At 71.6% G+C, this 21,170-nt stretch carries 21 protein-coding genes; 10 read left to right on the top strand and 11 right to left on the bottom strand.

Annotation, left to right across the window (positions count from 1 at the left end):
* The first annotated feature begins 31 nt into the window (after positions 1 to 31).
* Positions 32 to 472: a YccF domain-containing protein gene (locus RE421_RS00370; protein ID WP_309812550.1), complete on the top strand. Its 441-nt coding sequence runs from the start codon at positions 32 to 34 to the stop codon at positions 470 to 472.
* On the opposite strand, the gene RE421_RS00365 is transcribed toward RE421_RS00370, so the two are convergent.
* Positions 463 to 1,215: a DedA family protein gene (locus RE421_RS00365; protein WP_309812548.1), complete on the bottom strand. Its 753-nt coding sequence runs from the start codon at positions 1,213 to 1,215 to the stop codon at positions 463 to 465. The two genes, RE421_RS00370 and RE421_RS00365, sit on opposite strands and share 10 nt — an antisense overlap.
* Before the next feature lie 126 nt (positions 1,216 to 1,341).
* Between RE421_RS00365 and RE421_RS00360 the strand changes: the two genes are divergently transcribed.
* Both RE421_RS00360 and RE421_RS00355 read left to right on the top strand, forming a co-directional pair.
* Positions 1,342 to 2,958: an alpha/beta-hydrolase family protein gene (locus RE421_RS00360; protein WP_309812545.1), complete on the top strand. Its 1,617-nt coding sequence runs from the start codon at positions 1,342 to 1,344 to the stop codon at positions 2,956 to 2,958.
* Between the two features lie 80 nt (positions 2,959 to 3,038).
* A complete protein-coding gene (locus RE421_RS00355; RefSeq protein ID WP_309812542.1) occupies positions 3,039 to 3,593 on the top strand; it encodes a VOC family protein in 555 nt (184 codons plus the stop codon).
* 9 nt (positions 3,594 to 3,602) lie between these two features.
* Here the strand turns inward: RE421_RS00355 and RE421_RS00350 are convergent, their stop codons facing one another.
* The gene (locus RE421_RS00350; protein WP_309812538.1) at positions 3,603 to 4,244 is read right to left on the bottom strand and encodes a class I SAM-dependent methyltransferase; all 642 of its coding nucleotides are present in this window, start codon (positions 4,242 to 4,244) and stop codon (positions 3,603 to 3,605) included.
* 77 nt (positions 4,245 to 4,321) lie between these two features.
* On the opposite strand from RE421_RS00350, the gene RE421_RS00345 reads away from it, so the two are divergent.
* Positions 4,322 to 4,948, top strand: coding sequence for a hypothetical protein (locus tag RE421_RS00345; protein WP_309812536.1), 627 nt, complete (start codon positions 4,322 to 4,324; stop codon positions 4,946 to 4,948).
* Between the two features lie 60 nt (positions 4,949 to 5,008).
* Here RE421_RS00345 and RE421_RS00340 read toward each other — a convergent pair whose 3' ends face one another.
* Positions 5,009 to 7,000, bottom strand: a complete 1,992-nt coding sequence (locus RE421_RS00340) for a glycoside hydrolase family 15 protein (protein ID WP_309812534.1) — start codon at positions 6,998 to 7,000, stop codon at positions 5,009 to 5,011.
* 59 nt (positions 7,001 to 7,059) lie between these two features.
* On the opposite strand from RE421_RS00340, the gene RE421_RS00335 reads away from it, so the two are divergent.
* Positions 7,060 to 8,457 carry a glucose-6-phosphate dehydrogenase gene (locus tag RE421_RS00335; RefSeq protein WP_309812531.1) on the top strand — a complete coding sequence of 466 codons (1,398 nt, stop codon included), beginning with the start codon at positions 7,060 to 7,062 and terminating at the stop codon, positions 8,455 to 8,457.
* Positions 8,458 to 8,473: 16 nt separating this feature from the next.
* On the opposite strand, the gene RE421_RS00330 is transcribed toward RE421_RS00335, so the two are convergent.
* Positions 8,474 to 9,121, bottom strand: a complete 648-nt coding sequence (locus tag RE421_RS00330) for a sugar O-acetyltransferase (protein WP_309812529.1) — start codon at positions 9,119 to 9,121, stop codon at positions 8,474 to 8,476.
* Positions 9,122 to 9,155: 34 nt separating this feature from the next.
* Here RE421_RS00330 and RE421_RS00325 point away from each other — a divergent pair, with 34 nt between their 5' ends.
* Entirely contained in the window at positions 9,156 to 9,680 is a 525-nt protein-coding gene (locus tag RE421_RS00325) for an SRPBCC family protein (RefSeq protein WP_309812526.1), read from the top strand.
* Here RE421_RS00325 and RE421_RS00320 read toward each other — a convergent pair.
* The 5 genes from RE421_RS00320 to RE421_RS00300 form a co-directional block, all read right to left on the bottom strand.
* Complete coding sequence (locus RE421_RS00320; protein WP_309812523.1) at positions 9,677 to 10,444, bottom strand: amino acid ABC transporter ATP-binding protein; 768 nt, start codon at positions 10,442 to 10,444, stop codon at positions 9,677 to 9,679. The two genes, RE421_RS00325 and RE421_RS00320, sit on opposite strands and share 4 nt — an antisense overlap.
* Positions 10,445 to 10,455: 11 nt before the next feature.
* A complete protein-coding gene (locus RE421_RS00315; RefSeq protein ID WP_309817503.1) occupies positions 10,456 to 11,241 on the bottom strand; it encodes an amino acid ABC transporter permease in 786 nt (261 codons plus the stop codon).
* A 74-nt stretch (positions 11,242 to 11,315) separates the two neighbouring features.
* Complete coding sequence (locus RE421_RS00310; protein WP_309812521.1) at positions 11,316 to 12,158, bottom strand: ABC transporter substrate-binding protein; 843 nt, start codon at positions 12,156 to 12,158, stop codon at positions 11,316 to 11,318.
* A 97-nt stretch (positions 12,159 to 12,255) separates the two neighbouring features.
* A complete protein-coding gene (locus tag RE421_RS00305) occupies positions 12,256 to 12,615 on the bottom strand; it encodes a cupin (protein WP_309812519.1) in 360 nt (119 codons plus the stop codon).
* A gap of 28 nt (positions 12,616 to 12,643) precedes the next feature.
* Positions 12,644 to 13,129: a small multi-drug export protein gene (locus RE421_RS00300; RefSeq protein ID WP_309812516.1), complete on the bottom strand. Its 486-nt coding sequence runs from the start codon at positions 13,127 to 13,129 to the stop codon at positions 12,644 to 12,646.
* Positions 13,130 to 13,306: 177 nt separating this feature from the next.
* Between RE421_RS00300 and RE421_RS00295 the strand changes: the two genes are divergently transcribed.
* Complete coding sequence (locus RE421_RS00295) at positions 13,307 to 14,629, top strand: histidine kinase (protein WP_309812513.1); 1,323 nt, start codon at positions 13,307 to 13,309, stop codon at positions 14,627 to 14,629.
* Positions 14,626 to 15,228, top strand: a complete 603-nt coding sequence (locus RE421_RS00290) for a response regulator transcription factor (protein WP_309812510.1) — start codon at positions 14,626 to 14,628, stop codon at positions 15,226 to 15,228. Before RE421_RS00295 ends, RE421_RS00290 begins: the two co-directional genes overlap by 4 nt.
* Before the next feature lie 7 nt (positions 15,229 to 15,235).
* On the opposite strand, the gene RE421_RS00285 is transcribed toward RE421_RS00290, so the two are convergent.
* The gene (locus RE421_RS00285) at positions 15,236 to 16,435 is read right to left on the bottom strand and encodes a YihY/virulence factor BrkB family protein (protein ID WP_309812507.1); all 1,200 of its coding nucleotides are present in this window, start codon (positions 16,433 to 16,435) and stop codon (positions 15,236 to 15,238) included.
* Here RE421_RS00285 and RE421_RS00280 point away from each other — a divergent pair.
* A complete protein-coding gene (locus RE421_RS00280) occupies positions 16,434 to 16,991 on the top strand; it encodes a DinB family protein (RefSeq protein WP_309812504.1) in 558 nt (185 codons plus the stop codon). The genes RE421_RS00285 and RE421_RS00280 overlap by 2 nt on opposite strands.
* Before the next feature lie 48 nt (positions 16,992 to 17,039).
* On the opposite strand, the gene RE421_RS00275 is transcribed toward RE421_RS00280, so the two are convergent.
* Positions 17,040 to 18,239 (bottom strand): DUF418 domain-containing protein, encoded by a 1,200-nt coding sequence (locus RE421_RS00275; RefSeq protein WP_309812501.1) that lies wholly within the window; start codon positions 18,237 to 18,239, stop codon positions 17,040 to 17,042.
* 320 nt (positions 18,240 to 18,559) lie between these two features.
* On the opposite strand from RE421_RS00275, the gene clpB reads away from it, so the two are divergent.
* Positions 18,560 to 21,160, top strand: coding sequence for an ATP-dependent chaperone ClpB (gene clpB / locus RE421_RS00270; protein ID WP_309812497.1), 2,601 nt, complete (start codon positions 18,560 to 18,562; stop codon positions 21,158 to 21,160).
* Positions 21,161 to 21,170 lie beyond the last annotated feature (10 nt).

The raw sequence follows: 21,170 nt of genomic DNA, 5'->3' as shown, positions 1-21,170 counted from the left end.
CCCTGACCGGCACAGCTGGGACCATGGGCACATGAACCGCACCCTGAACCTGATCCTCAACATCATCTGGCTGCTCTTCGGCGGGCTGTGGCTGGCGCTGGGCTACGTCCTGGCCGGGCTGATCTGCTGCATCCTCATCGTCACGATCCCCTTCGGCATCGCCTCGTTCCGGATCGCCGGCTACGCCCTGTGGCCGTTCGGCCGGGCGGTGGTGGACACCCAGCCCGGCATGGGCGTCCTCACGGGCCTGGGCAACGTCATCTGGTTCATCGTGGCCGGCGTCTGGATCGCCATCGGCCACGTGCTGACCGCCATCCCCATGTTCATCTCGATCATCGGCATCCCGCTGGGCATCGCCAACCTGCGCATGATCCCGGTCTCCCTGCTGCCGCTGGGCAAGAAGATCGTGGACTCCGGCCAGGCCCGCTCCCTGCCCCAGTACCTCCCGGCCTCCTCGGCGGGCTACCGCTGACGCTGCGGGGCGTCGGAGAGCAGCGCGTCCATGCGGGCCGCGGCCTCCTCGGGGGTGGTCTGGCGGAAGTCCGGATCCTGGGCGCGCCGGCGGTTGCGCAGGATGCGGGCGGTGATCCACCAGGCCAGGAAGACGACCACGGCGACGAGCACGACGTTGGAGAAGACGTCCGCGTAGTCCGACACCACATGCCAGTTCTCGCCGAGCATGAACCCGCCCCAGACGAAGATGGTGTTCCAGACCCCGGAGCCGATCAACGTGAACAGGGTGAACAGCCACAGGTTCATCCGCTCGATCCCGGCGGGGATGGAGATCAGGGAGCGGAAGATCGGCACCATGCGTCCCAGCAGCACGGTCCAGTAGCCGTACCGGTTGAACCAGCGCTCGGTCTTCTCGACGTCGTCGATGTCCACGAGCGGGAGCCAGTTGGCGATCCGGTACATCCGCACGCGGCCCAGCCAGGCGCCGATGCCGTAGAGCATCAGGGCACCGACCACCGAGCCGACGGTGGCCCAGATCGTCGCCTCCCACGGTCCGAACTGTCCGCCCGCGGCGGTGAAGCCCGCCAGCGGCAGGATCAGCTCGGAGGGGATCGGGGGGAAGAGGTTCTCCGCGAACACGGCCACGGCCACGCCGAGCGGGCCAATGGCCTCCATGATGGACACGACGATGTCCCCGAGCCAGCCGTAGGAGACCTCACCCGAGGCGCCGGTGGCGGATGCGGTGGTGCTCAGAAGTGTCATGCCCTCATTCTCGCGGACCGCGGGTGAACTGACGAACCAACCGGCTGCAGCCGGCGGCGGCCGGCAGGCATAATGGGGGTCATGCGGTTGAAACCCGACACATCCGGGCTGGTCGGAGCCCACATCATGAGTTGGGTGTCACTGTCCCCGAGCTTCATCCCGCGCACCTGGTGGATGACGTCGGCGGCCACGGGACTGTCCCAGACCTTCGGCTACGTCGCCGGCGCCGCCGGGGCCTCCGCCGCCCGGGGACTCGGCCGCGCCCTGGGCGTCGAGGTGCGGATCGACGAGGAGAAGTTCCGTCCCGTCACCCGGGCCCTGCCCTGGGCCATGTTCGGCGTCAGCGGGCTGACCTGGCTCAAGAACCTCCGGGCCCAGGCCGAGATCGCCGGGCTGATGGAGACCCGGCCCGTCCGCACCCGGGAACACGTGCTGGGGGTGGCGGGCGGACTGGCGCTGACCGCCGGACTCGTCAGTGCCGGGCGGGGCGTCAAAGCGGTGGCCACCCGCCTCTCCCGTGCCCTCCGGCCGGTGATGCCGGCTCCCGTCGCCGCCGCGATCGGGGTCGGCGCCACCGCCACCGGAACCGCCTTCATCCTGGACAAGGTCGTGTATCGGCGACTGCTGGAGTGGCTGTCCAAGGCCGCCCAGGAGACCAACGCCAAGCTGCTGCCGGGTCGGGTGCCGCCCGTGGAGCCCGAACGCTCCGGCTCCGACGCCTCGCTGGAGGCCTGGAGCACGCTGGGCGCCAAGGGCCAGGCCGTGGTCTCGGACGGGCCCCGCGCCGTGGACATCGAGGAGGCCACGGGCCGCCCGGCCCGCACCCCCATCCGGGCCTATGCCGGGTGGCAGGAGGGCCGGGACCTGGAGGCCACGGCCGCGGCCGTCGTCGCCGAGCTGCACCGCACCGGCGGCTTCGAGCGCGAGGTGCTGCTGGTGCAGACCACCACCGGGACCGGCTGGCTCCAGGAGTGGTCCGCCTCCTCCGTGGAGTTCCTGACGGGCGGGGACTGCGCGCTCGCGTCCATGCAGTACACCTACCTGCCCTCCGGCGTCGCCTTCGTGGCCGACCGCACCACGCCCGTGCTGGCCGCCACCACCCTGCTGAACGCCGTCGAGGCCGAGCTGGAGGCGCTGCCGGCCGGGCGGCGGCCGAGACTGCTCGTCGGCGGGGAGTCCCTCGGCGCCCTCGGCGGCACCGAGGCGTTCGAGGGGCTGGAGGACATGCTCCGCCGCGTGGACGGGGCGGTCTGGGCCGGGTTGCCCCGCTTCGCCGACTTCTGGACGTCGCTGGCACCGTTCCGGCGCCGCGGCACCCCGGAGATCGCCCCCGTGGTCGACGACGGCCGGCACGTGCGCTTCGCGACCAAGCCCGAGGACCTGGTCACCGACTTCACCGGCGTGCCGTTCGGACCGTGGGACAGCCCGCGGATCGTGATGGCGCAGCACGCCTCGGACCCCGTGGTCTGGTGGAGCCCGGAGCTGATGTGGCGCAAGCCCGACTGGGCCAAGGAGCGGGCCGGGCTGGACGTCTCCCGGACCCTGCGCTGGCTGCCCTGGGTCACGTTCTGGCAGGTGGCCTCGGACATGCCGCAGTCCGTGTCCGTGCCGGGCGGGCACGGCCACCGCTACGTGGAGGAGATGCTCCAGTACTGGGCCGCCGTGCTCGGCCAGGACCCGCTGCAGGACTTCTCCACCATCGCCCAGGCGATCCGCCGGACGATCGTGCCGAACTTCGCCTGAGGGGCGCGTGATGCGCCCGTGGCCCTCAGCAGTGGCCCTCAACCGTGGCGTCCGCGGGTCACCGGGAGAACACTGGAGGCATGGACTCGAAACCCGTCATCCCGCAACGTCCCCAGCTCGTGACCAGCCTGTGGTTCGACGGGCAGGCCGAGGAGGCCGCCCGGTTCTACGTGGACGCGTTCGCCGGCTACCGGCCGGACTCCCGGGTGGAGGCCGTGCACCGCACGGACATCGACGTCGCCCCGGGCGGGGACGAGGTCGTCCTGCGCCGCGGCGAGGTCCTGACGGTGGACTTCACCCTCGACGGCCAGCGGTTCACCGCCCTCAACGGCGGCGGAGACGTGCCCTACACGGACGCGGTCTCCGTGGAGGTCCGCTGTGCGAACCAGCAGGAGGTGGACCACTTCGCCGCCGCCCTCTCGGCCGGCGGTGGACGGGAGGTCGCCTGCGGTTGGGTCATCGACCGGTACGGCATGCGCTGGCAGGTCGTCCCCGAGGTGGTCTACGAGGTCATGGCCGGCGAGGACCGGGAGGCCTCCGCGCGCCTGCAGTCGGCCCTCATGGGCATGAATCGCCTCAGCATCGAGGTCCTCATGGATGCCGCCAAGGACGCGCACGGGGCCGAGGAGGAGTAGCCCCGGAGATCAGCGGGAGAGGACGGCCACGAGGAAGTCCGCGGTTGAGGCGTCGGCGGGGAGGGGATCCAGCTGCCACGTGGAGAACCGGTCCTGCACCGTGAAGCCGGCGCGGCCGGCGTCGTGCGTGAAATCCACGAAGTCATAGCCGCGGCCGGCGCCGAAGCCGATCACGGCGCGGCCGCCGTCCCGCAGCAGCGCGTGCAGGTGGGCCAGGACCTCGCCGCGGGAGGCGGGGGAGAGGAAGCCGAAGACGTTCCCGGCGGAGAACACCAGGTCGAAGGGCTCGGCCTCGCCCAGGGCCTCGAGGGCGGCGGCGTCCAGGGCCTCGAGGTCGGCCACGAACCAGTCGGCCTCGGGGTGGTCCTCCGCGGCCACCTCGATCAGGTGCTCGTCCAGGTCCACCCCCGTCACCCGGTGGCCGCGCCGAGCCAGGTAGCCGCCCACCCGGCCGGTGCCGCAGCCGGCGTCCAGGATCCGGGCGCCGCGGGAGGCCAGGGCGTCGATGAGCCGGGCCTCCCCGTCCAGGTCCATGCCCTCGGCGGCCAGCCGGCGCCAGCGCTCGGCGTAGCGGCGGGAATGCCCGGGGTCGTCGGCCACCATCCGGGCCCACAGGTTCTGGTTGGCGGTGTCCTTCGCGTGGTCTTCCATGCTCCCAGTATCCCGCGGGCCCCGGGTGGTTATAGGCTGAGGTCGGAATCTTCAGAAGACCCTCGGAAGGAATCTCCATGAGCATCGCCCAGTTCCCCCTTCGGCTGACCGCCGGCGCCTTCATCCTCAACTCCGGGATCAACAAGACCAAGCTCACCGAAGAGCAGGCCGAACAGATGCGGGATCTGGGGGCCAACGGCCTGCCTTTCCTCAAGGATCTGACGCCGAAGCAGTTCAAGCAGTTCATCGCCGCCTCGGAGATCGGCGTCGGCGCCGCCTGCCTGCTGCCGTTCGTGCCCGGCTGGCTGGCCGGTGCCGCCCTGACCGCCTTCTCCGGCGGCCTGCTGGCGATGTACAAGAACACCGACTTCATGACCGAGTCGGACGGCATCCGCCCCTCGGAGCAGGGCACCGCCGTGGCCAAGGACGTCTTCCTGTTCGGCATCGGCACCGCCCTGATGATCGACGGCGCCGTGAACCGCGTCGGCCGGAAGAACGCCGCCGCCTCCAAGCGGACCAAGAAGCTGGAGGCCGCCAAGGAGGCCAAGGTCTCCGCCATCGAGGCGGCCAAGTCGGACCAGGCCGAGGCCATCCGTGCCGCTGCCGCCGAGAAGGCCGAGGCTATCAACAAGGCCCGCGAGGAGCAGACCGCGGCCCTGCGGGCCGCCCGCAAGGACCTGCGGAAGGTGCGCCAGAGCATCTGAGCCCCCCGGCACGACGACGGCCCGGCCCCTCCCGCAGTGGAGGCGCCGGGCCGTCGTGGTTCAGGGGCGGTGGTCCAGGGGCCGCTCAGTGGCGGCTCCCCGGGCGCCCCGGGCGCGCTGGATGGCGTCCGCGGCCCGGATGAGGGCGAGGTGGGAGAACGCCTGGGGGAAGTTGCCCGCCAGGCGGCCGGAGCCGGCGTCGTACTCCTCGGCCAGCAGGCCCAGGTCGTTGGCGCACGCGCACAGGCCGGCCATCGTCTCCTCGGCCTCCGCCAGCCGGCCCGAGCCGGCGTACTGCTCCACGAGCCAGAAGGAGCAGATCAGGAAGGCGTACTCGTGGCCGTCCAGGCCGTCGAGGTCGGCGGCGGTCCGGTACCGGTGGACGAGGCCGCGCTCGCCCACGAGGTCCTGCTCGATCCGCGCCACGGTGCCGAGCATCCGCGGGTCGTCCGCGGCGAGGAAGCCGGTGTGCGGCAGCTGGAGCAGCGAGGCGTCCACCTCGGTGCCGCCGTAGGTCTGGGTGAAGGAGCCCAGTTCGGTGCTGAAGCCGCGGTCCAGGATCTCCACGCGCAGGGCGTCGCGGTGCCGGGTCCACGTGGCCACATCCCCGTCCAGGCCGTGCTCGGCGACGGCCCGGAGGCCCTCGTTGAACGCCGCCCACATCATCACCCGGCCGTGGGTGAAGAAGTGCGGCTCACCGCGCATCTCCCAGATGCCGTGGTCCTTGCGGTCGACGTTCCGGACACAGAACTCCAGCAGCGACGTCTGCAGGCCCCAGGAGTACTCGTCCTCGGCCACCCCCGCGTCCCGGAGTTCCGCCAGCGCCAGCATCACCTCGCCGACCACGTCGGCCTGGTACTGGCCGGCCGCGCCATTGCCGATCCGCACGGGCCGGGAGTCGGCGTACCCGGACAGGTGGTCCAGTTCCTTCTCATCGAGCTCGCGCTCGCCGCCGAGGCCGTACATGATCCGCAGCTTCTCCGGGTCCCCGGCCACGGCCCGCAGCAGCCAGTCCCGCCAGTGCAGGGCGCCCTCCGTGAACCCGTGGGAGACCAGGACCTCGATGGTCAGGGCGGCATCCCGCAGCCAGGTGTAGCGGTAGTCCCAGTTCCGGGAACCCCCGAACTCCTCGGGCAGGGACGTGGTCGGGGCGGCCACGATCCCGCCCGTCCGGAAGTTCGTCAGGGCCCGCAGCACCAGCAGCGAGCGCGCCACCAGGTGCTCCTCCGGGGAGTCGACCTCGAGCTGGGAGGCCCAGTCGGTCCAGAACCCGTGGGTCAGCCGTTGGGCGGTCTCCGGATCGATGGGCGCCGGGGCCCGGTCCCAGGAGGGGAACCAGGTCAGGACCCAGTCCAGGCGCTCGCCGGCCCGCAGCCGGAAGCGCCCCGCCAGCCGGGGCGCCGGGTTCCCGGCCGGGTCCGGGCACCCCTCCGGGACGTCGTCGTTCACCTCCCGGCCGTGTTCGGCCGGCCCCGCGATGGGATTCCCGACGCCGGCCCCGCCCTGGGCGCCGCCGGCCACCTCCCCGGTCAGGTCGTCATCGGCGGTCGGGCGCGTGGTCGCGTAGAGCATCGGGCCCGTGATCAGCACGCCGTCCGGGCCGGCCGTGCACAGCAGGGCGGAGCCTTCGCCGCCGGGGTCCTCCACCCGACGGAACCACGGCAGGGACCGGGCGTAGTCGAAGCGGATCCGCAGGTCGTGTTCCACCGCCACCTCCCCGTCCAGGCACTCCACCCGGCGGTAGAGGTCGTCCTGGGTGTCAGCCGGGGGCAGGAAGTCGGTGACCCTGACCGTGCCGGTGGGGGTGCGCCAGGTGGTCTCGAGGATGAAGGTCCGGGGCACGTAGCGGCGTTCCACCACCTCCCCGTCCACCGCCCAGAGCTTCCACCGGCCATCGTCCGGCCCGCCCAGCAACGCGGAGAACAGGGCCGGCGAGTCGAAGCGGGGCAGGCAGAGCCAGTCCACCGAGCCCCGGCGGGAGACGAGCGGACCGGTGCTGAGGTCGGAGAGCAGGGCGTAGTCCTCGAGGGGGGTGGGCTGTGGGGCCGTCATGGTCTCTGTCTATCGCACGAGCCGTTCCCGGCACAGGTCTGCGGCGTTACGGTGGGTTCATGGACGAGTTGCGCACCCTGGTGATCCTGGGGGCCGAGGGAGACCTGGCCCGGCGGTTGCTGCTGCCCGGGATGGCCACCTGCCTGGCCGCCGGGGTGCCCGGACGGGGACTGACCGTGGTGGGGGCGGGGCGCCAGGATCACCCTGACTTCCCGGCCACCGTGCGGGAGGCCTTCGAGTCGGCCCTCGACGCCCGCGGGATGGGCCGCCCGGCCGTGCGCGAGACCCTCGACTCGGCCCGCTGGGCCACCGCGGACGCCACCGACCCCGAGGACCTCGCCCGGCTGCTGGAGCACGCCGAGGGCTTGGTCGGACTGTACTTCGCCCTCCCGCCGTCGGTGACGGTGGCCGCCTGCCGCGCCCTGCGCGAGCTGCACGGCCAGGACCGGCTGCCGGCCGACGTCGTGCTGGTGCTGGAGAAGCCGTTCGGCACCGACCTGGACTCCGCCCGGGAGCTGAACGCCCTGCTGGCGGGGTTCGTCCCCGAGGAGCAGGTCTTCCGCGTGGACCACTTCCTCGGCCAGCCGGGGGTGCTGGGCTTCGTGGGACTGCGCTTCGCCAACCGGATCCTGGAGCCGCTGTGGAACCGGGACCACATCGAGCGCATCGAGATCGTGTTCGACGAGACCCTGGGGCTGGAGGGCCGGGCCGGCTTCTACGATGCCACGGGTGCGGCGCGGGACATGATGCAGTCCCACCTGCTGCAGGTCATGGCCCTGGTGATGATGGACCCGCCGACCCGCTTCGACGGGGTGGAGATCCCCGCCAACACGGCCCACGTGCTGCGCGCGACCAGGCTCTGGCCGGCGGGGCAGGAGGGCTCCGGCGGGATGCCCTCCGTGGTCCGCGGCCGGTACACGGCCGGCGCGATGGGCGGCCGCGAGCTGCCGAACTATGCCGACGAGGAGGGCGTGGACCCGGATCGGGGCACGGAGACCTTCGCGCAGGTGGTGCTGGAGGTGGACTCCTGGCGGTGGAACGGGGTTCCGGTGGTGCTGCGCTCGGGCAAGGCCATCGGCTCGCCCCGGCAGGAGATCACCGTGGTCTTCCGCCGCCCGCCGCACGACTACGAGCAGTTCCCCTCCGCGGAGCCCCTGCCCACGGACGTGTTGCGCGTGGGCTTCGAGGACGAGCGCATCGGCCTGGAGCTCAACGCGGGCGGCCCGTTCGACCCCCGCGGCATGACGCGCACGGCGCTGTCCGCGGAACTGCCGCAGCCGGCGCTGACCGCCTACGGCTCCGTGCTGCGCTGGGTGCTCGAGGGGAAGCGGGCATTCACCGTGCGTGGGGACGGGGCCGAGGAGGGCTGGCGGATCCTGGCTGAGATCGCGGACGCCTACGCCTCCGGGCGGGTGCCCCTGCTGGACTACGCGGCGGGCTCCTCCGGTCCGGTGTAGCCGCGGTCCAGGTGCCTCAGGCGTCCTCCACCGCGCTGCGGTCCCAGCCGCTCGCGGGGTCGGCGGGCAGCGACCTGACCGGACGCGCCGGGGTGCCCACCGCCACCACGTTCGCCGGCAGGTCCTTGACCACCACGGAGCCGGCGCCCACCACGGTGTTCTCGCCGATGCTCACGCCCGGGCCCACGATCACCCCGCCGCCGAGCCACACGTTGTCCCCGAGGGTGATCGGCGCTGCGGCCTCCCACTTGTCCCGGCGGGGCCCCGGCTCCAGCGGGTGGGTGGCCGTGAGCAGCTGCACGTTCGTGGCGACCTGCACGTCCGCCCCGATGCGGATCTCGGCGCAGTCCAGGGCGAGGAAGCCGAAGTTGGCGAAGAAGCGCTCGCCGATGTGCACGTGCGCGCCGTAGTCCACGTGGAACGGTGGGCGGATCTCGATCTCCTCGCCGACCGCCCCGAGCAGCTCGGCCAGCAGCGTCCGCCGGAGGTCTGGCTCGGTGATCGAGGTGGCGTTGTACCGCTCGGTGAGCAGCTGGGCGCGCGTGGACAGCGCCCCGACCTCGGGGTCGTTCGCCAGGTAGGGATCTCCCGCCAGCATGCGCTCGTACATGGAGCGGCCATCGGGGAAGAACGGGGAGCCGGAGGCATCGGGTGCAGTGATCATGGACCCAGACTGCCAGAGGGACGAGAATGGGCGCATGCCTGAGCACGGATTCCGCGAACCCACCGGCGCCCTCGTGGACGGGCCGGAGGGACTGACGATCCAGATCCATCGGACGCTGCAGCATCCGCCGGAGGACGTGTGGGCGTACCTCACGGACCCGGAGCTGCTGCGGTGGTACGGCACCTACACGGGGGACCCGTCCTCCGGCAGCGTGCAGCTGGCCATGGTGGAGGCCCCGGACCAGCCGGGCGAGTGCCTGATCGAGGCCTGCGAGCGCCCCTCCCGGCTGGAGGTGACGCTGACGGATCCGGACGGGGCCGGCTGGTTCCTGCGCCTGTCCCTGGACTCCGCGGACGCGGGGGCCGGGACGGACCTGATGTTCCGCCAGCCCGTGGCGGGCGCCGAGTCCATGGCGCCGGATGTGGCCCCCGGCTGGGAGTACTACCTCGACCGGCTCGCGGCGGCCCTGGACGGCGGGGACGTGGACGGGGTGGACTTCGCCGACTTCCACCCCGCCCAGCGGGACCATTACACGCCGGCGTCCGGCGCCGCGTCCTAGAGGTCCACCTCGGTGGGGTTCAGCACCCGGCGCAGGAAGTCCTGGGTGCGTGGCTGGGTGGGGGAGCCGATGACCTGCTCGGCCGGGCCCTCCTCCACCACCACGCCGCCGTCCATGAACACCACGCGGTCCGCCACGTCCCGGGCGAAGGCCATCTCGTGGGTGACCACGAGCATGGTCATCCCGGCCGCGGCCAGCCGCCGCATCACGGAGAGCACCTCGCCCACGGTCTCGGGGTCCAGGGCAGAGGTCGGCTCGTCGAAGAGCATCAGCTGCGGGTTCATGGACAGCGCCCGGGCGATCGCCACGCGCTGCTGCTGGCCGCCGGAGAGCTGGTCCGGGTAGCGCTCCTCGAAGCCCTCCAGCCCCACGCGCGTCAGGTTCTCCCGGGCGACGGCGGCCGCCTCGGCCTTCGCGCGCCCCAGCACCTTGGTCTGGGCCACCGTGCAGTTCTCCAGCACGGACAGGTGCGGGAACAGGTTGAACTGCTGGAACACCATGCCCACGTGGCGGCGCATGGCGTTGAGGTCCACCTCCGGGTCCGTGGCGTCGAAGCCGCTGACCGTCACGGTGCCCTGGTTGGGGGTCTCGAGCAGGTTGACGCAGCGCAGCACGGTGGACTTGCCGGATCCGGAGGGCCCGATCAGGCAGACCACCTCGCCGGGGGCGACGGTCAGGTCGATCCCCTTGAGGACCTCGTTGGAGCCGTAGGACTTGTGCAAGCCGCTGATGCTGACGCCGCCGGCATGGATGGTCTCGGTCATCTTCTTCCCTCTCAGACGCGGGAACGGTTGGTGCGCGATTCGAACCGGCGGGCCAACAGGGACAGCGGGACGGTGATGATCAGGTACATGACGCCGGCCACGAGCACCGGGGTCAGCCCGGCGTCCAGGGCGGTGATGCCGTCCCGGCCGAACTTGGTCAGCTCGTACTCGTGCGCGGCCAGGCCGAGCACGTAGACGAGGGAGGAGTCCTTGGTGAGCAGGATGACCTCGTTGGTCAGCGGGGGCAGCACCAGGCGGAAGGCCTGCGGGATGACGATCGTGACCATGGCGCGCCAGGCGGGCATCCCGAGGGAGCGGGCGGCCTCGACCTGGCCCTTCGGCACGGCCTGCAGGCCGGCGCGCAGGGTCTCGGCGATGTACGCGGAGGACACCAGCCCCAGGGAGACCATGACCACGAGGGGGATGGGCCACTGGATGCCGAAGGCGAACGGGACGCCGTAGCCAAAGGCGATGAAGACCAGTAGCGCCGGCAGTCCGCGGAACAGCTCGATGTAGGCGGTGGCCAACCAACGGTACGGCGGGAACGAGGAGAGCCGCATCAGGGCCAGCAGCATGCCGCCCAGCAGGCCCACCACGAACGAGGTGACCGTGTAGAGCAGGGTGTTGCCGAGGCCGACCAGGATGATGTCCGGGAACAGGGGGCCGATCTCCGCGAAGTTGAAGACGGACTGGCCGAGCGTCTCCCAGTCCATGATCGCGCTCAGGGCGATGATCACCAGGACGAAGATCCCGGCCTGGATCCCCAGGGACAGCTGGCGGCGACGCCGGTTGGTCATCCTGCGCGGGCCGGTGCCGGCGGGTGCGGGGCCGGGCGAGAAACCGGGGCCGGGGCCGGTGGTGTTCGGGGTGCTCATTCGGTGCCCTCCGTCGCGCTGTCGCCGAACCACCGGGCGCGGGACTCGTCCAGGCTGCCGTCCTCTTCCATGCCCGCCAGGGAGGCGTTGACGGCCGAGAGCAGCTGGGCCTTGTCCGGTGCCACGGAGACCCCGAGCTGCTCCCCCGTGGGCAGCTCGGCGACCACCTCGTAGTTCGGGTCGTCCTTGATGTTGTAGAGCACCACGGACTGGTTGCCCAGCACGGCCTGCACCGTGCCGGCGCGCAGCGCCTCCATCTGCATGCCGCCGTCCTCGAACTGGATCGGGCTGAGACCGTTCTCCTCGGCGAAGCGCTCGCCCGTGGTGGCGGCCTGCACGCCCACCCGCTGGCCCTGCGCGGACTGGAGGTCCGTGATGCCGGAGCCCTGCTCGGCCACCAGGACGAGGTCGTCGTCCAGGTAGGGAACGGAGAAGGCCATGACCTGCTGGCGGGCCTCGGTGATCGAGATCGAGGACGCGTTGACGTCGCAGCCGGTCAAGGAGGACCCGGATTCGATGGCCTCGAAGGAGGAGTCGACCACGGACAGCCGGACCCCGAGGTCGTCGGCGATCCGCTGCACGATGTCGATGTCGTAGCCGACCAGGTCGTTGCCCTGCTGGAACTCGAAGGGCGGGTAGGGGATATCCGAGCAGACGGTGAGCTGGCCGGGGTTGACCAGGTCGAGGCTCTCGACCAGGGGGTCGGCCTCGCCGGCGGTGGCACCGCCGAGCTGGGGGCCAATGAGGGCGCATCCGCTCAGGGTCAGTGCTCCGGCGCCCAGGACAGCCGCGACGGCTGCGGTGGCCGCAGGACGGCGGCGGGTGCGGGACGGGGTCATGGGGTTCTTCCGGTGCGGGGGGCCGCCGGGCGGGCTGCGGGGCGGCGTGGAGACGGTCAGTTTACCGGCACGCACCCGGCTTCCGCAGGAGGCGGGGTCAACCGTGGCTCTCCTCCTCGACCCCGGTGACGGTGGTCAGCAGGAACACGCTGTCCTGCAGGGCCTGGACGCCGTGGCGCTCCTTGGTCAGCTGGACCAGCCGGCCCTGCTCCAGGTGCTCCTGGGTGCCCCCTCCGGCGGTGACCGCCACGGCGCCCTGCAGCACCTGGAGGGTCGCCGCGGGCGGGGCGTTGTGGTCCGCCAGGGAGGAGCCGGCGGTCAGGGCGATGATCGACTGGCGCAGGTGGCCGTCCCGCAGCAGCAGGTCGCCGTGGCGGCCATGCGGGTTGTCCCGCGCCGCCTCCAGGGTGGTGCGGGTCAGGGCGGGCAGGTCGTGGGGTCCCGGAGAGTAGGTCATGGAAGCCACCGTAGCCCGCGCGGGCGGCTCAGGCGATGGCGGCGAACAATCCGTAGAACAGCGCTCCGAACACCACGGCGTAGAGGGTGATGGCCACCGCCTGCCAGACGATGACCCGGCCCTTGGCCACGCCGAAGGACGTCAGCGCGGCCGCCGTGAAGTAGGTGGGCAGCAGGAAGGGGCCGAGGAGGGAGACCCCGGGGACGCCGTACTTCTCCAGGGCGTTGCGCACCTTCTGCTGCTTCTCGGACGCGGGCTTCGGCGTCTTGCCGGCGGCGATGCGCCGGTTGACGATCCCGGCGCGGATCTTCTCGAAGGTCAGCACGATCAGGGCCACGAGGGCCACGTTGGCGATGATCGCCACCGGGATGGCGATCCAGGGGTTGATGCCGGTGACCGCCCCGATGATGGCGGCGCCCTCGCCCTCGATGTAGGGCACGAGGGCCGCCACGGCGATGCCGAGGAACTGCAGGGCTGCCGGCAGGGATTCGGTGAAGGACTGGAGTTCGGCCATGAAGTCCATGGGGGTGCCTTTCGTCGGGGGTGACCGTGGGTGCCCGGTCGGTGGTGAGTGGCTGTGCTTCCAGCCTCGCGCCCGCGGCCGTCCGGCGGCAGTGCCCCGGTGTCACCCTGCGCCCCGAAACCGTCACCGCCACCCCGTGACAGTTGTCATCGGCCTACTGTGGGAACCGTGAGCACGCCAGAACCGTCCGCGAGCCGACGCTCGGGACAATTCCCCTCGACGGCGCCCGGCCGGCCCGCCCGCGGCGTCCGGGCCACCTGGTGGTACACCTTCTCCTCGATGGCCTTCTTCGCCCTGTTCATGGCTTTCATCACGGCGTCCATGCTGCTGTACTTCCACCGCGAGGCCGACGGGCGGACCTGGTGGCCGGTCGTCACCGCCGCGGTCCTGACGTGGGTGGCCGGACTCGCCCAGGTCTACGGCACCTGGCTGGTGCGGACCGGCATGGGGGCGGGCTGGCCCCGCCCGTGGGCCACTGCGCTCCTGGTGGTGCCCGCGGCGCTGGTGTGGGTGCTGACGCTGTGGATGCCAGGCGGGGGTTTGCCCGGGGGCATCCCGCTGTGGCTGGCCGCCAACGTCCTGGCCATCCTGGTCCACGGCGTGACCCGGAGGCTGGTCTTCGCCGCCGGGGTCGTCCTGTTCTTGGGCCACTGGTGGGCCGGTGCCCAGCTCACGGGGGTGGTCGTCCCCGCCGGGGAGGCCGCGCGGCAGGTGCCCGCGCTGGTCTTCTTCGTGGTCTTCGTCCCGGTGGTCTTCCTCTTCTCCGCCTGGTGGTGGAACATCGTGGTCCAGCTGGACGCCGCCCGCCGGGATGCCGCCCAGCTGGCAGTGGCCCGCGAGCGCCTGCGGTTCGCCTCCGACCTGCATGACATCCAGGGCCACCACCTGCAGGTCATCGCGCTGAAGGCCGAGCTGGCCGAACGCCTGCTGGCCGCCGGGAGGCCGGAGGCGGCGCAGGGCAACATCCACGAGGTGCGCACCCTGGCCCGGACCGCGCTGGAGGAGACCCGGTCCCTGGTCCGGGACCTGCGCGAGGTCTCGCTCGAGGAGGAGATGGCCAACGCCCAGGACGTACTGGCGGCCTCCGGCGCCCGTGTCAGGCTCCGCGGCATCCATGTGCAGGACCCGGCCGCCCGCACGCTGCTGGGCCTGGCCGTGCGCGAGGGGGCCACGAACATCCTGCGCCACGCGTCCTCCGCCACCGAGGTCTCGATCGTGCTGGACGCCGCCGGAGGCGGCCAGCGGCTCGTGATGACCAACGACGGCGTGGAGGATCCGGGGGGCACCGGAGACGGCACCGGGGCGGCCGGGCCGGCGTCGGGCACGGGGTTGTCCGGTTTGGACCGGCGGTTCCAGGCCTCCGGGGGCTCGGTGACCGGAGGGCGCGACGGCGGCACGTACGTCCTCGAGGCCCGGTTGCCGGCACTGCCCGGAGGCAGCACAGTCGAGCAGGGGCCGACCCCTGGCCAGGAGAGGGAGCAGAGCGCATGATTCGATTGCTGATCGCCGACGATGAGGTGCTGATCCGCGGGGCGCTGGAGTCCCTGCTCGGCCTGGAGGAGGACTTCGAGGTGGTGGCCGGCGTGGACAACGGGGTCCAGGCCGTGGCCGCAGCCCGGGAGCTGGCCCCGGACGTGTGCCTGCTGGACCTGGAGATGCCCGAGCTGGACGGAGTGGAAGCGGCGGGGCAGATCCTGCGGCAGGTCGCCACCAAGGTCATCATCGTGACCCGCCACGCCCGGCCCGGGGTGCTGCGGCGGGCGCTGAACGAGAAGGTGTCCGGGTTCGTGCCGAAGTCCACGCCCGCGGAGGAACTGGCCAAGGTCATCCGTGACGTGGCCGCCGGCAAGCGGTACGTGGACCCGGACATCGCCGCCACGGCCCTCGGCGGGGAGCGCAGTCCCCTGACGGACCGCGAGCTGGACGTGCTGCGGGCGGGCCGGGACGCCGCCACCGTGCAGCAGATCGCCGCGCGGCTGCACCTGGCGCCGGGCACGGTGCGGAACTACCTGTCCTCGGCCATGGGCAAGCTCGGGGTGGGCACCCGGCGGGAGGCCTCCCAGATGGCGTGGGAGCAGGGCTGGATCTAGGGCGCGGCTAGTCGGCGGTGCCGGCGCCGTCCTCGTAAGGCTGGCCCGTGGAGATCGGCCGGTCCACGGCGTCGATCGCCCACAACGTGTGCGCCTCCGCGATCCAGGGGGTCCTGGTCAGGGTGACGGGCTCGCCCGTGCGGACGGACTCGGTCACGGCCCGCGCGGTGGTCCGGGCCTTGGCGGCGTCCTCGTCCAGGAACTCCAGCACCCCCGTGTTCCGGGTGCGCAGCTGCAGGGCGTCGGCGGCCGGCAGCCCGGCGGCGAGCTGGCGGCCCCTGAGCAGCTCGGCGTCGAAGGCCGCGCCGGCCACCAGGACGATGAAGGCCAGCCACAGCACCACCAGGATCACCACCACGCTGTTCAGGGTGCCGATGACGGCGGTGAAGGTCCCGGACAGGCCCGCGAGCCAGCCCAGCAGCACCGTCATGGCGAACAGGATCAGCACCGCCGCGAGGCCGCCCCAGGACAGCCACCGGTACCGCGGCTGCACCACGTTGGGTCCGCGGTGGTAGGCGAGGGTCACGGCCAGGACCAGCACGGCGAGGATGGCCGGCCACTTCAGGATGTTCCAGGCGGTGACGGTGGCGGTGGTCAGCCCCAGCGCCTCGCCCAGGCGTTCGGAGAGGCCACCGCCGATCACGATCAGCAGCAGCACGGCGATGAACGCGACCATGAGCACCACGGTCTCGACGAAGATCACCGTGCGGAACCAGAGGAAGCGCCGGCCCTCGCGGGTGTCATGGATACGGTGCATGGCCCGGTGGAAGGAGGCTAGGGCGTTGGAGGCGGCGACGATGGAGCCGACCAGCCCCAGGACCAGGCCGACCACTCCGCCCGAGGTGCTGGCCAGGGCGAGCAGCGTGTCCGTGACCACGTCCGGGTTCACGCCCGGCAGCAGCTCGTGCACCAGCTCGGCGGCCGTCACCACCGTCTCGTCCGCCAGGCCCAGCAGGGACACGATCGAGACCATGGAGATGGCGGCCGGCACCATGGACAGCAGCGTGTAGAAGGTCATGGACCCGGCCACGTCCCAGACCTGGATGTCCACCAGCTTCATAATGGTCCGGCGGATCACGTGGAACAGGGTCACCCGGGGCTGACGGTAGGTGTGCGCCGGTGCCGGACGGCGGAGCAGTCGGCGGGGCATGGTCTCGAGGGTACCGCCCCGGGACAGCGCCGGCGCGGCCGCGTAGCGCGGACCCATGACCGAACGCGAGGCGCTGATCGAGACCCTGGCCCGCCAGCGGGGCTTCCTGCTCTTCACCCTGTCCGGACTCACCGAGGAGCAGGCGCGCACGCGCAGCACCGTCAGCGAGCTGACCCTGGCCGGGCTGCTCAAGCACGTGGCCGAGACGGAGGAGCAGTGGATGGACTTCGCCGTGCGCGGTGCGGCGGCGTTCGGCGGGTCCGAGGTCTACGGGGATGACGTGGACTGGGACGCCATAGACGCCGAGGCCGCGGAGAACGGGGGCGACTGGTCCGGCAGTGAGTGGCAGGACGAGCGGTTCACGGTCGCCCCGGACCAGACCCTGGACCTGTTGCGGGCCGAGCTGGGCCGGGTGGCGGACCGCACCGCGGAGGTCCTGCGGACCGCGGACCTGGAGGCCGAGCACGCCCTGCCGGAGGCCCCCTGGTTCGAGGCCGGGGCGCAGTGGTCCGTCCGCCGGGTGGCGCTGCACCTGGTCGCCGAGATCAGCCAGCACGCCGGCCACGCCGACATCATCCGGGAGGCGATCGACGGGCAGCGGACCATGGGCTGACGGCATCCGGTCCGCACCGACATGCTCTTGGCGATGCACCCGTCCGGATCAGGGGGACTGCCGGTAGGTCAGTCGGCGCAGCAGGACCTCGGCAGGGCCTCGTTGGCCGTTCCGATCGAGAGCGAGGGCCGCGCCGATGGTCAGCAGCCAGACCGCGACCGCGAGCAGCATCGCCGACCAGCTGGAGAGGTGGGTTCCGAGGCCAAGGCCCCAGGCGGCCAGCAGGGGGCCGTAGATCACGGACTGCGCGAGATATCCGCTGAGTGACCTGCGGCCGAGAGCTGACAGCGCGCGCACCGGGAGGCTTTCTGGAATCCCTCGCGTCCGCAACCGGTGGGCCAGGAGGCCGAAGAGCGCGGCGTAGCCGACGCCGGCGAAGATGCCCGAGTAGAAGTGCGGTGCGCCCAGCATCGAGGGGTTCGGCAGCTCGAGGATGCCAAGGTGCACGAAGGCCTGGGCGAGGCCGACGGTCCACCCGACGCCGATGCCCACCGCGGCAGTCCACCGGAGCAGGGTCAGGTGGCGCTCGGGTTCTTCCAGGATCCGGTGGCGCGCGGCCAGGATCCCGACGAGGAACACGGTGGGCAGGGCGAGCGTTCCCACCCCGGAGAGCAGCCCGAACAGCCATTGGGGGATGCGGGTCAGCAGCGCTGCGAGATAGTTCGGCTCGGCGAGGCTGGCGCGTTGCAGCTGTGCCGCCAGGCCGCCGTCGTCACCGGGGGGCAGCAGCAGCGTACCGGCCGTCGAGATCAGCATGATGGCTCCGCCGAGCACCAGGAGGACCAGGATCCACACGCCCAGTGTGCGGTCGGAACGACGGAAGAACAGTGGCATCATGAGCAAGCCGATCAGCCCGTAGGTGCCCAGGATGTCGCCCTGCCACAGCAGCGCCGCATGCACGAGACCGAAGATCAGCATCCACGCGTGCCGCCGGCGCAGGATGCCGCGCACTTCACCGGGCGCGGTGCCTCGTGCTGTCTGCCGGGCGTACATCTGCCCGATGCCGTAGGCGAACAGCAGGCCGAACATGGTGTGGGTGCGGCCGTCGACCATGACGATGGTGAGAGCCTGCGCGAGATGATCGGCGAGATTCCCGTCAGCCGGATGCATCGGGCTCACGCCCACGGGGCTCGTATAGAGGAACCAGGGCGCGTGGGCGAGAGCGATGAGCAGCAGCATCATCCCGCGCGCGAGGTCGGGGGCGAGGGCGCGCCCGGAGAGCGGGGTGGGTGACGCGTGAGAGGGCATCTAACGTGATGCCGAGGCAGCCGGCGAACGCGGTGTGGAGTCCATGGCAGGGTCTGCTCCTTGAGGTCGGCGGCCCACGGCCTGAACCGTGGATTCGATGGCTCCAGCCTGGCCTCGTCGGCGGCGCCGCAGTAGTGCCATCTCTCCAGGGTTCCCATGACCTGATGTGGGTCTTGGGCTGACAGATGTCACTTGATCCGTCAGCTCGCCACGCCCCGGGAGGGCTCTCACCGGGACAGAAACGGGGAATAGGGGGTGGAACTGCGGGGTTGAGTTAAGTAGACTCAAGTCTAGATCGAGAATCACCTGAAGGGATCAGCATGGACGCGAAGTTCACCACGAAGAGCCAAGAGGTGCTGTCCGGGGCTGCCATGAACGCCTCGACCCTCGGCAACCCCCAGATCGAGCCGGCCCACCTGCTCAAGGCGCTGATGGACCAGCGCGGCTCCGTGGCCGTGGCCGTCCTCAAGGCCGCCGGCGCGGACCCGGACGTGGTCTCCACTGCGGCCAGCTCCGCCATCAAGGCCATGCCGGCCACCTCCGGCTCCTCCGTGGCCCAGGCCCAGCTCTCCCGCCAGGGGCTGCTCGTGGTGCAGGCCGCCCAGCAGCAGGCCGAGGCCCTCGGGGACGAGTACGTCTCCACCGAGCACCTGCTGCTCGGCCTCGCCGCGGACGCCGGCCGGGCCGGCACCGCCCTGCGGGACGCCGGCGCGACCGTCGAGTCCCTCTCGGCCGCCGTCAAGCAGGTCCGCGGGGACTCCCGGGTGACCACCCCGGACCCCGAGAACACCTTCCAGGCCTTGGAGAAGTACGGCACCGACCTCACCGAGATCGCCCGCTCCGGCACGCTCGATCCCGTGATCGGCCGCGACTCCGAGATCCGCCGCCTCGTCCAGGTGCTCTCCCGCCGGACCAAGAACAACCCCGTGCTCATCGGCGAGCCCGGCGTCGGCAAGACGGCCGTGGTGGAGGGGCTGGCCCAGCGCATGGTGGCCGGGGACGTGCCCGAGTCCCTGCGCGGCAAGTCCCTGATCTCCCTGGACCTGGGCTCGATGATCGCCGGGGCCAAGTACCGCGGCGAGTTCGAGGAGCGCCTGAAGTCCGTCCTGGAGGAGATCAAGGCCTCGGACGGGCAGATCGTCACCTTCATCGACGAGATCCACACCGTGGTGGGCGCCGGGGCCTCCGAGGGCGCCATGGACGCCGGGAACATGCTCAAGCCCATGCTGGCCCGCGGCGAGCTACGCCTGATCGGCGCCACCACCCTGGACGAGTACCGGGAGAACATCGAGAAGGACCCGGCCCTGGAGCGCCGCTTCCAGCAGGTCTACGTGGGCGAGCCCACCGTGGATGACACCATCGCCATCCTGCGCGGGCTCAAGGAGCGCTACGAGGCCCACCACAAGGTGGCCATCGCCGACTCCGCGCTCGTGGCCGCCGCGAACCTCTCGGACCGGTACATCTCGGGCCGCCAGCTGCCGGACAAGGCCATCGACCTCGTGGACGAATCCGCCTCCCGGCTGCGTATGGAGATCGACTCCGCGCCCGAGGAGATCGACCAGCTGCGCCGCTCCGTGGACCGGCTGACCATGGAGGAGCTCGCGCTCGCGGACGAGACCGACCCGGCCTCCGTGGAGCGCCTCGCCGCGCTGCGCGAGGAGATGGCCAACCAGAAGGAGGAGCTCGCCGCCCTCAACGCGCGGTGGGAGTCCGAGAAGGCCTCCCTCAACCAGGCCGGCGACCTGCGCGTGACGCTGGATGAGCTGCGCTCCGCCGCGGACAAGGCCCAGCGGGACGGCGACCTGGCGGAGGCCTCGCGCATCCTCTACGGGGAGATCCCCGCCCTGGAGCAGCAGCTGGCCGCCGCGGAGGCCGGTGAGGACGGCGGGTCGGAGGCCTCCGGCGCCGAGCACTCCACGATGGTCTCCGAGGAGGTCACGGCGGACGACATCGCCGAGGTCATCTCGGCCTGGACCGGCATCCCGGCCGGACGCATGCTCCAGTCCGAGCAGGACAAGCTGCTGGCCATGGAGGAGCACATCGGCGAGCGACTGATCGGCCAGCGCTCCGCCGTCGCCTCCGTGTCCGATGCCGTCCGGCGCTCCCGCGCCGGGATCTCGGACCCGGACCGGCCTACCGGCTCGTTCCTGTTCCTCGGCCCCACCGGCGTGGGCAAGACCGAGCTGGCCAAGTCCCTGGCGGACTTCCTGTTCGACGACGACCACGCCATGGTGCGGATCGACATGTCCGAGTACTCGGAGAAGCACTCCGTCTCGCGGCTCGTCGGGGCGCCCCCCGGCTACGTGGGCCACGAGGAGGGCGGCCAGCTGACCGAGCTCGTGCGGCGCCGGCCCTACTCCGTGATCCTGCTGGACGAGGTGGAGAAGGCCCACCCCGAGGTCTTCGACATCCTGCTGCAGGTGCTCGACGACGGCCGCCTCACCGACGGCCAGGGCCGCACCGTGGACTTCCGCAACGTCATCCTCATCCTGACCTCCAACCTGGGTTCGCAGTTCCTGGTGGACCAGGCCCTGGACGAGGCGGCGAAGAGGGACGCGGTGATGAGAGTGGTGAACTCCTCCTTCAAGCCCGAGTTCCTGAACCGGCTGGATGACATCATCCTGTTCGACCCGCTGTCCATCGAGGACCTGACGCGGATCGTGGACCTGCAGGTGGAGTCGCTGGCCGGGCGCCTGGCCTCGCGCCGGCTGGCCCTCGAGGTCACCGAGGCGGCGCGTGAGTGGCTGGCGCTGACCGGCTTCGACCCGGCCTACGGTGCCCGGCCGCTGCGCCGGCTGGTCCAGCGGGAGATCGGCGACCAACTGGCCCGCGCACTGCTCTCCGGCTCCATCGCCGACGGGGACACGGTCCTGGTGGACCGCGCCGAGGACCGCCTGTCCGTCACCCGCAAGGACGACTGACCGGCTGCCT

Origin of the sequence: Citricoccus sp. I39-566 (genome assembly GCF_031432995.1) — a bacterium.
Lineage (GTDB): Bacteria > Actinomycetota > Actinomycetes > Actinomycetales > Micrococcaceae > Citricoccus > Citricoccus nitrophenolicus_A.
This window is presented reverse-complemented; position numbering and strand designations above follow the sequence as displayed.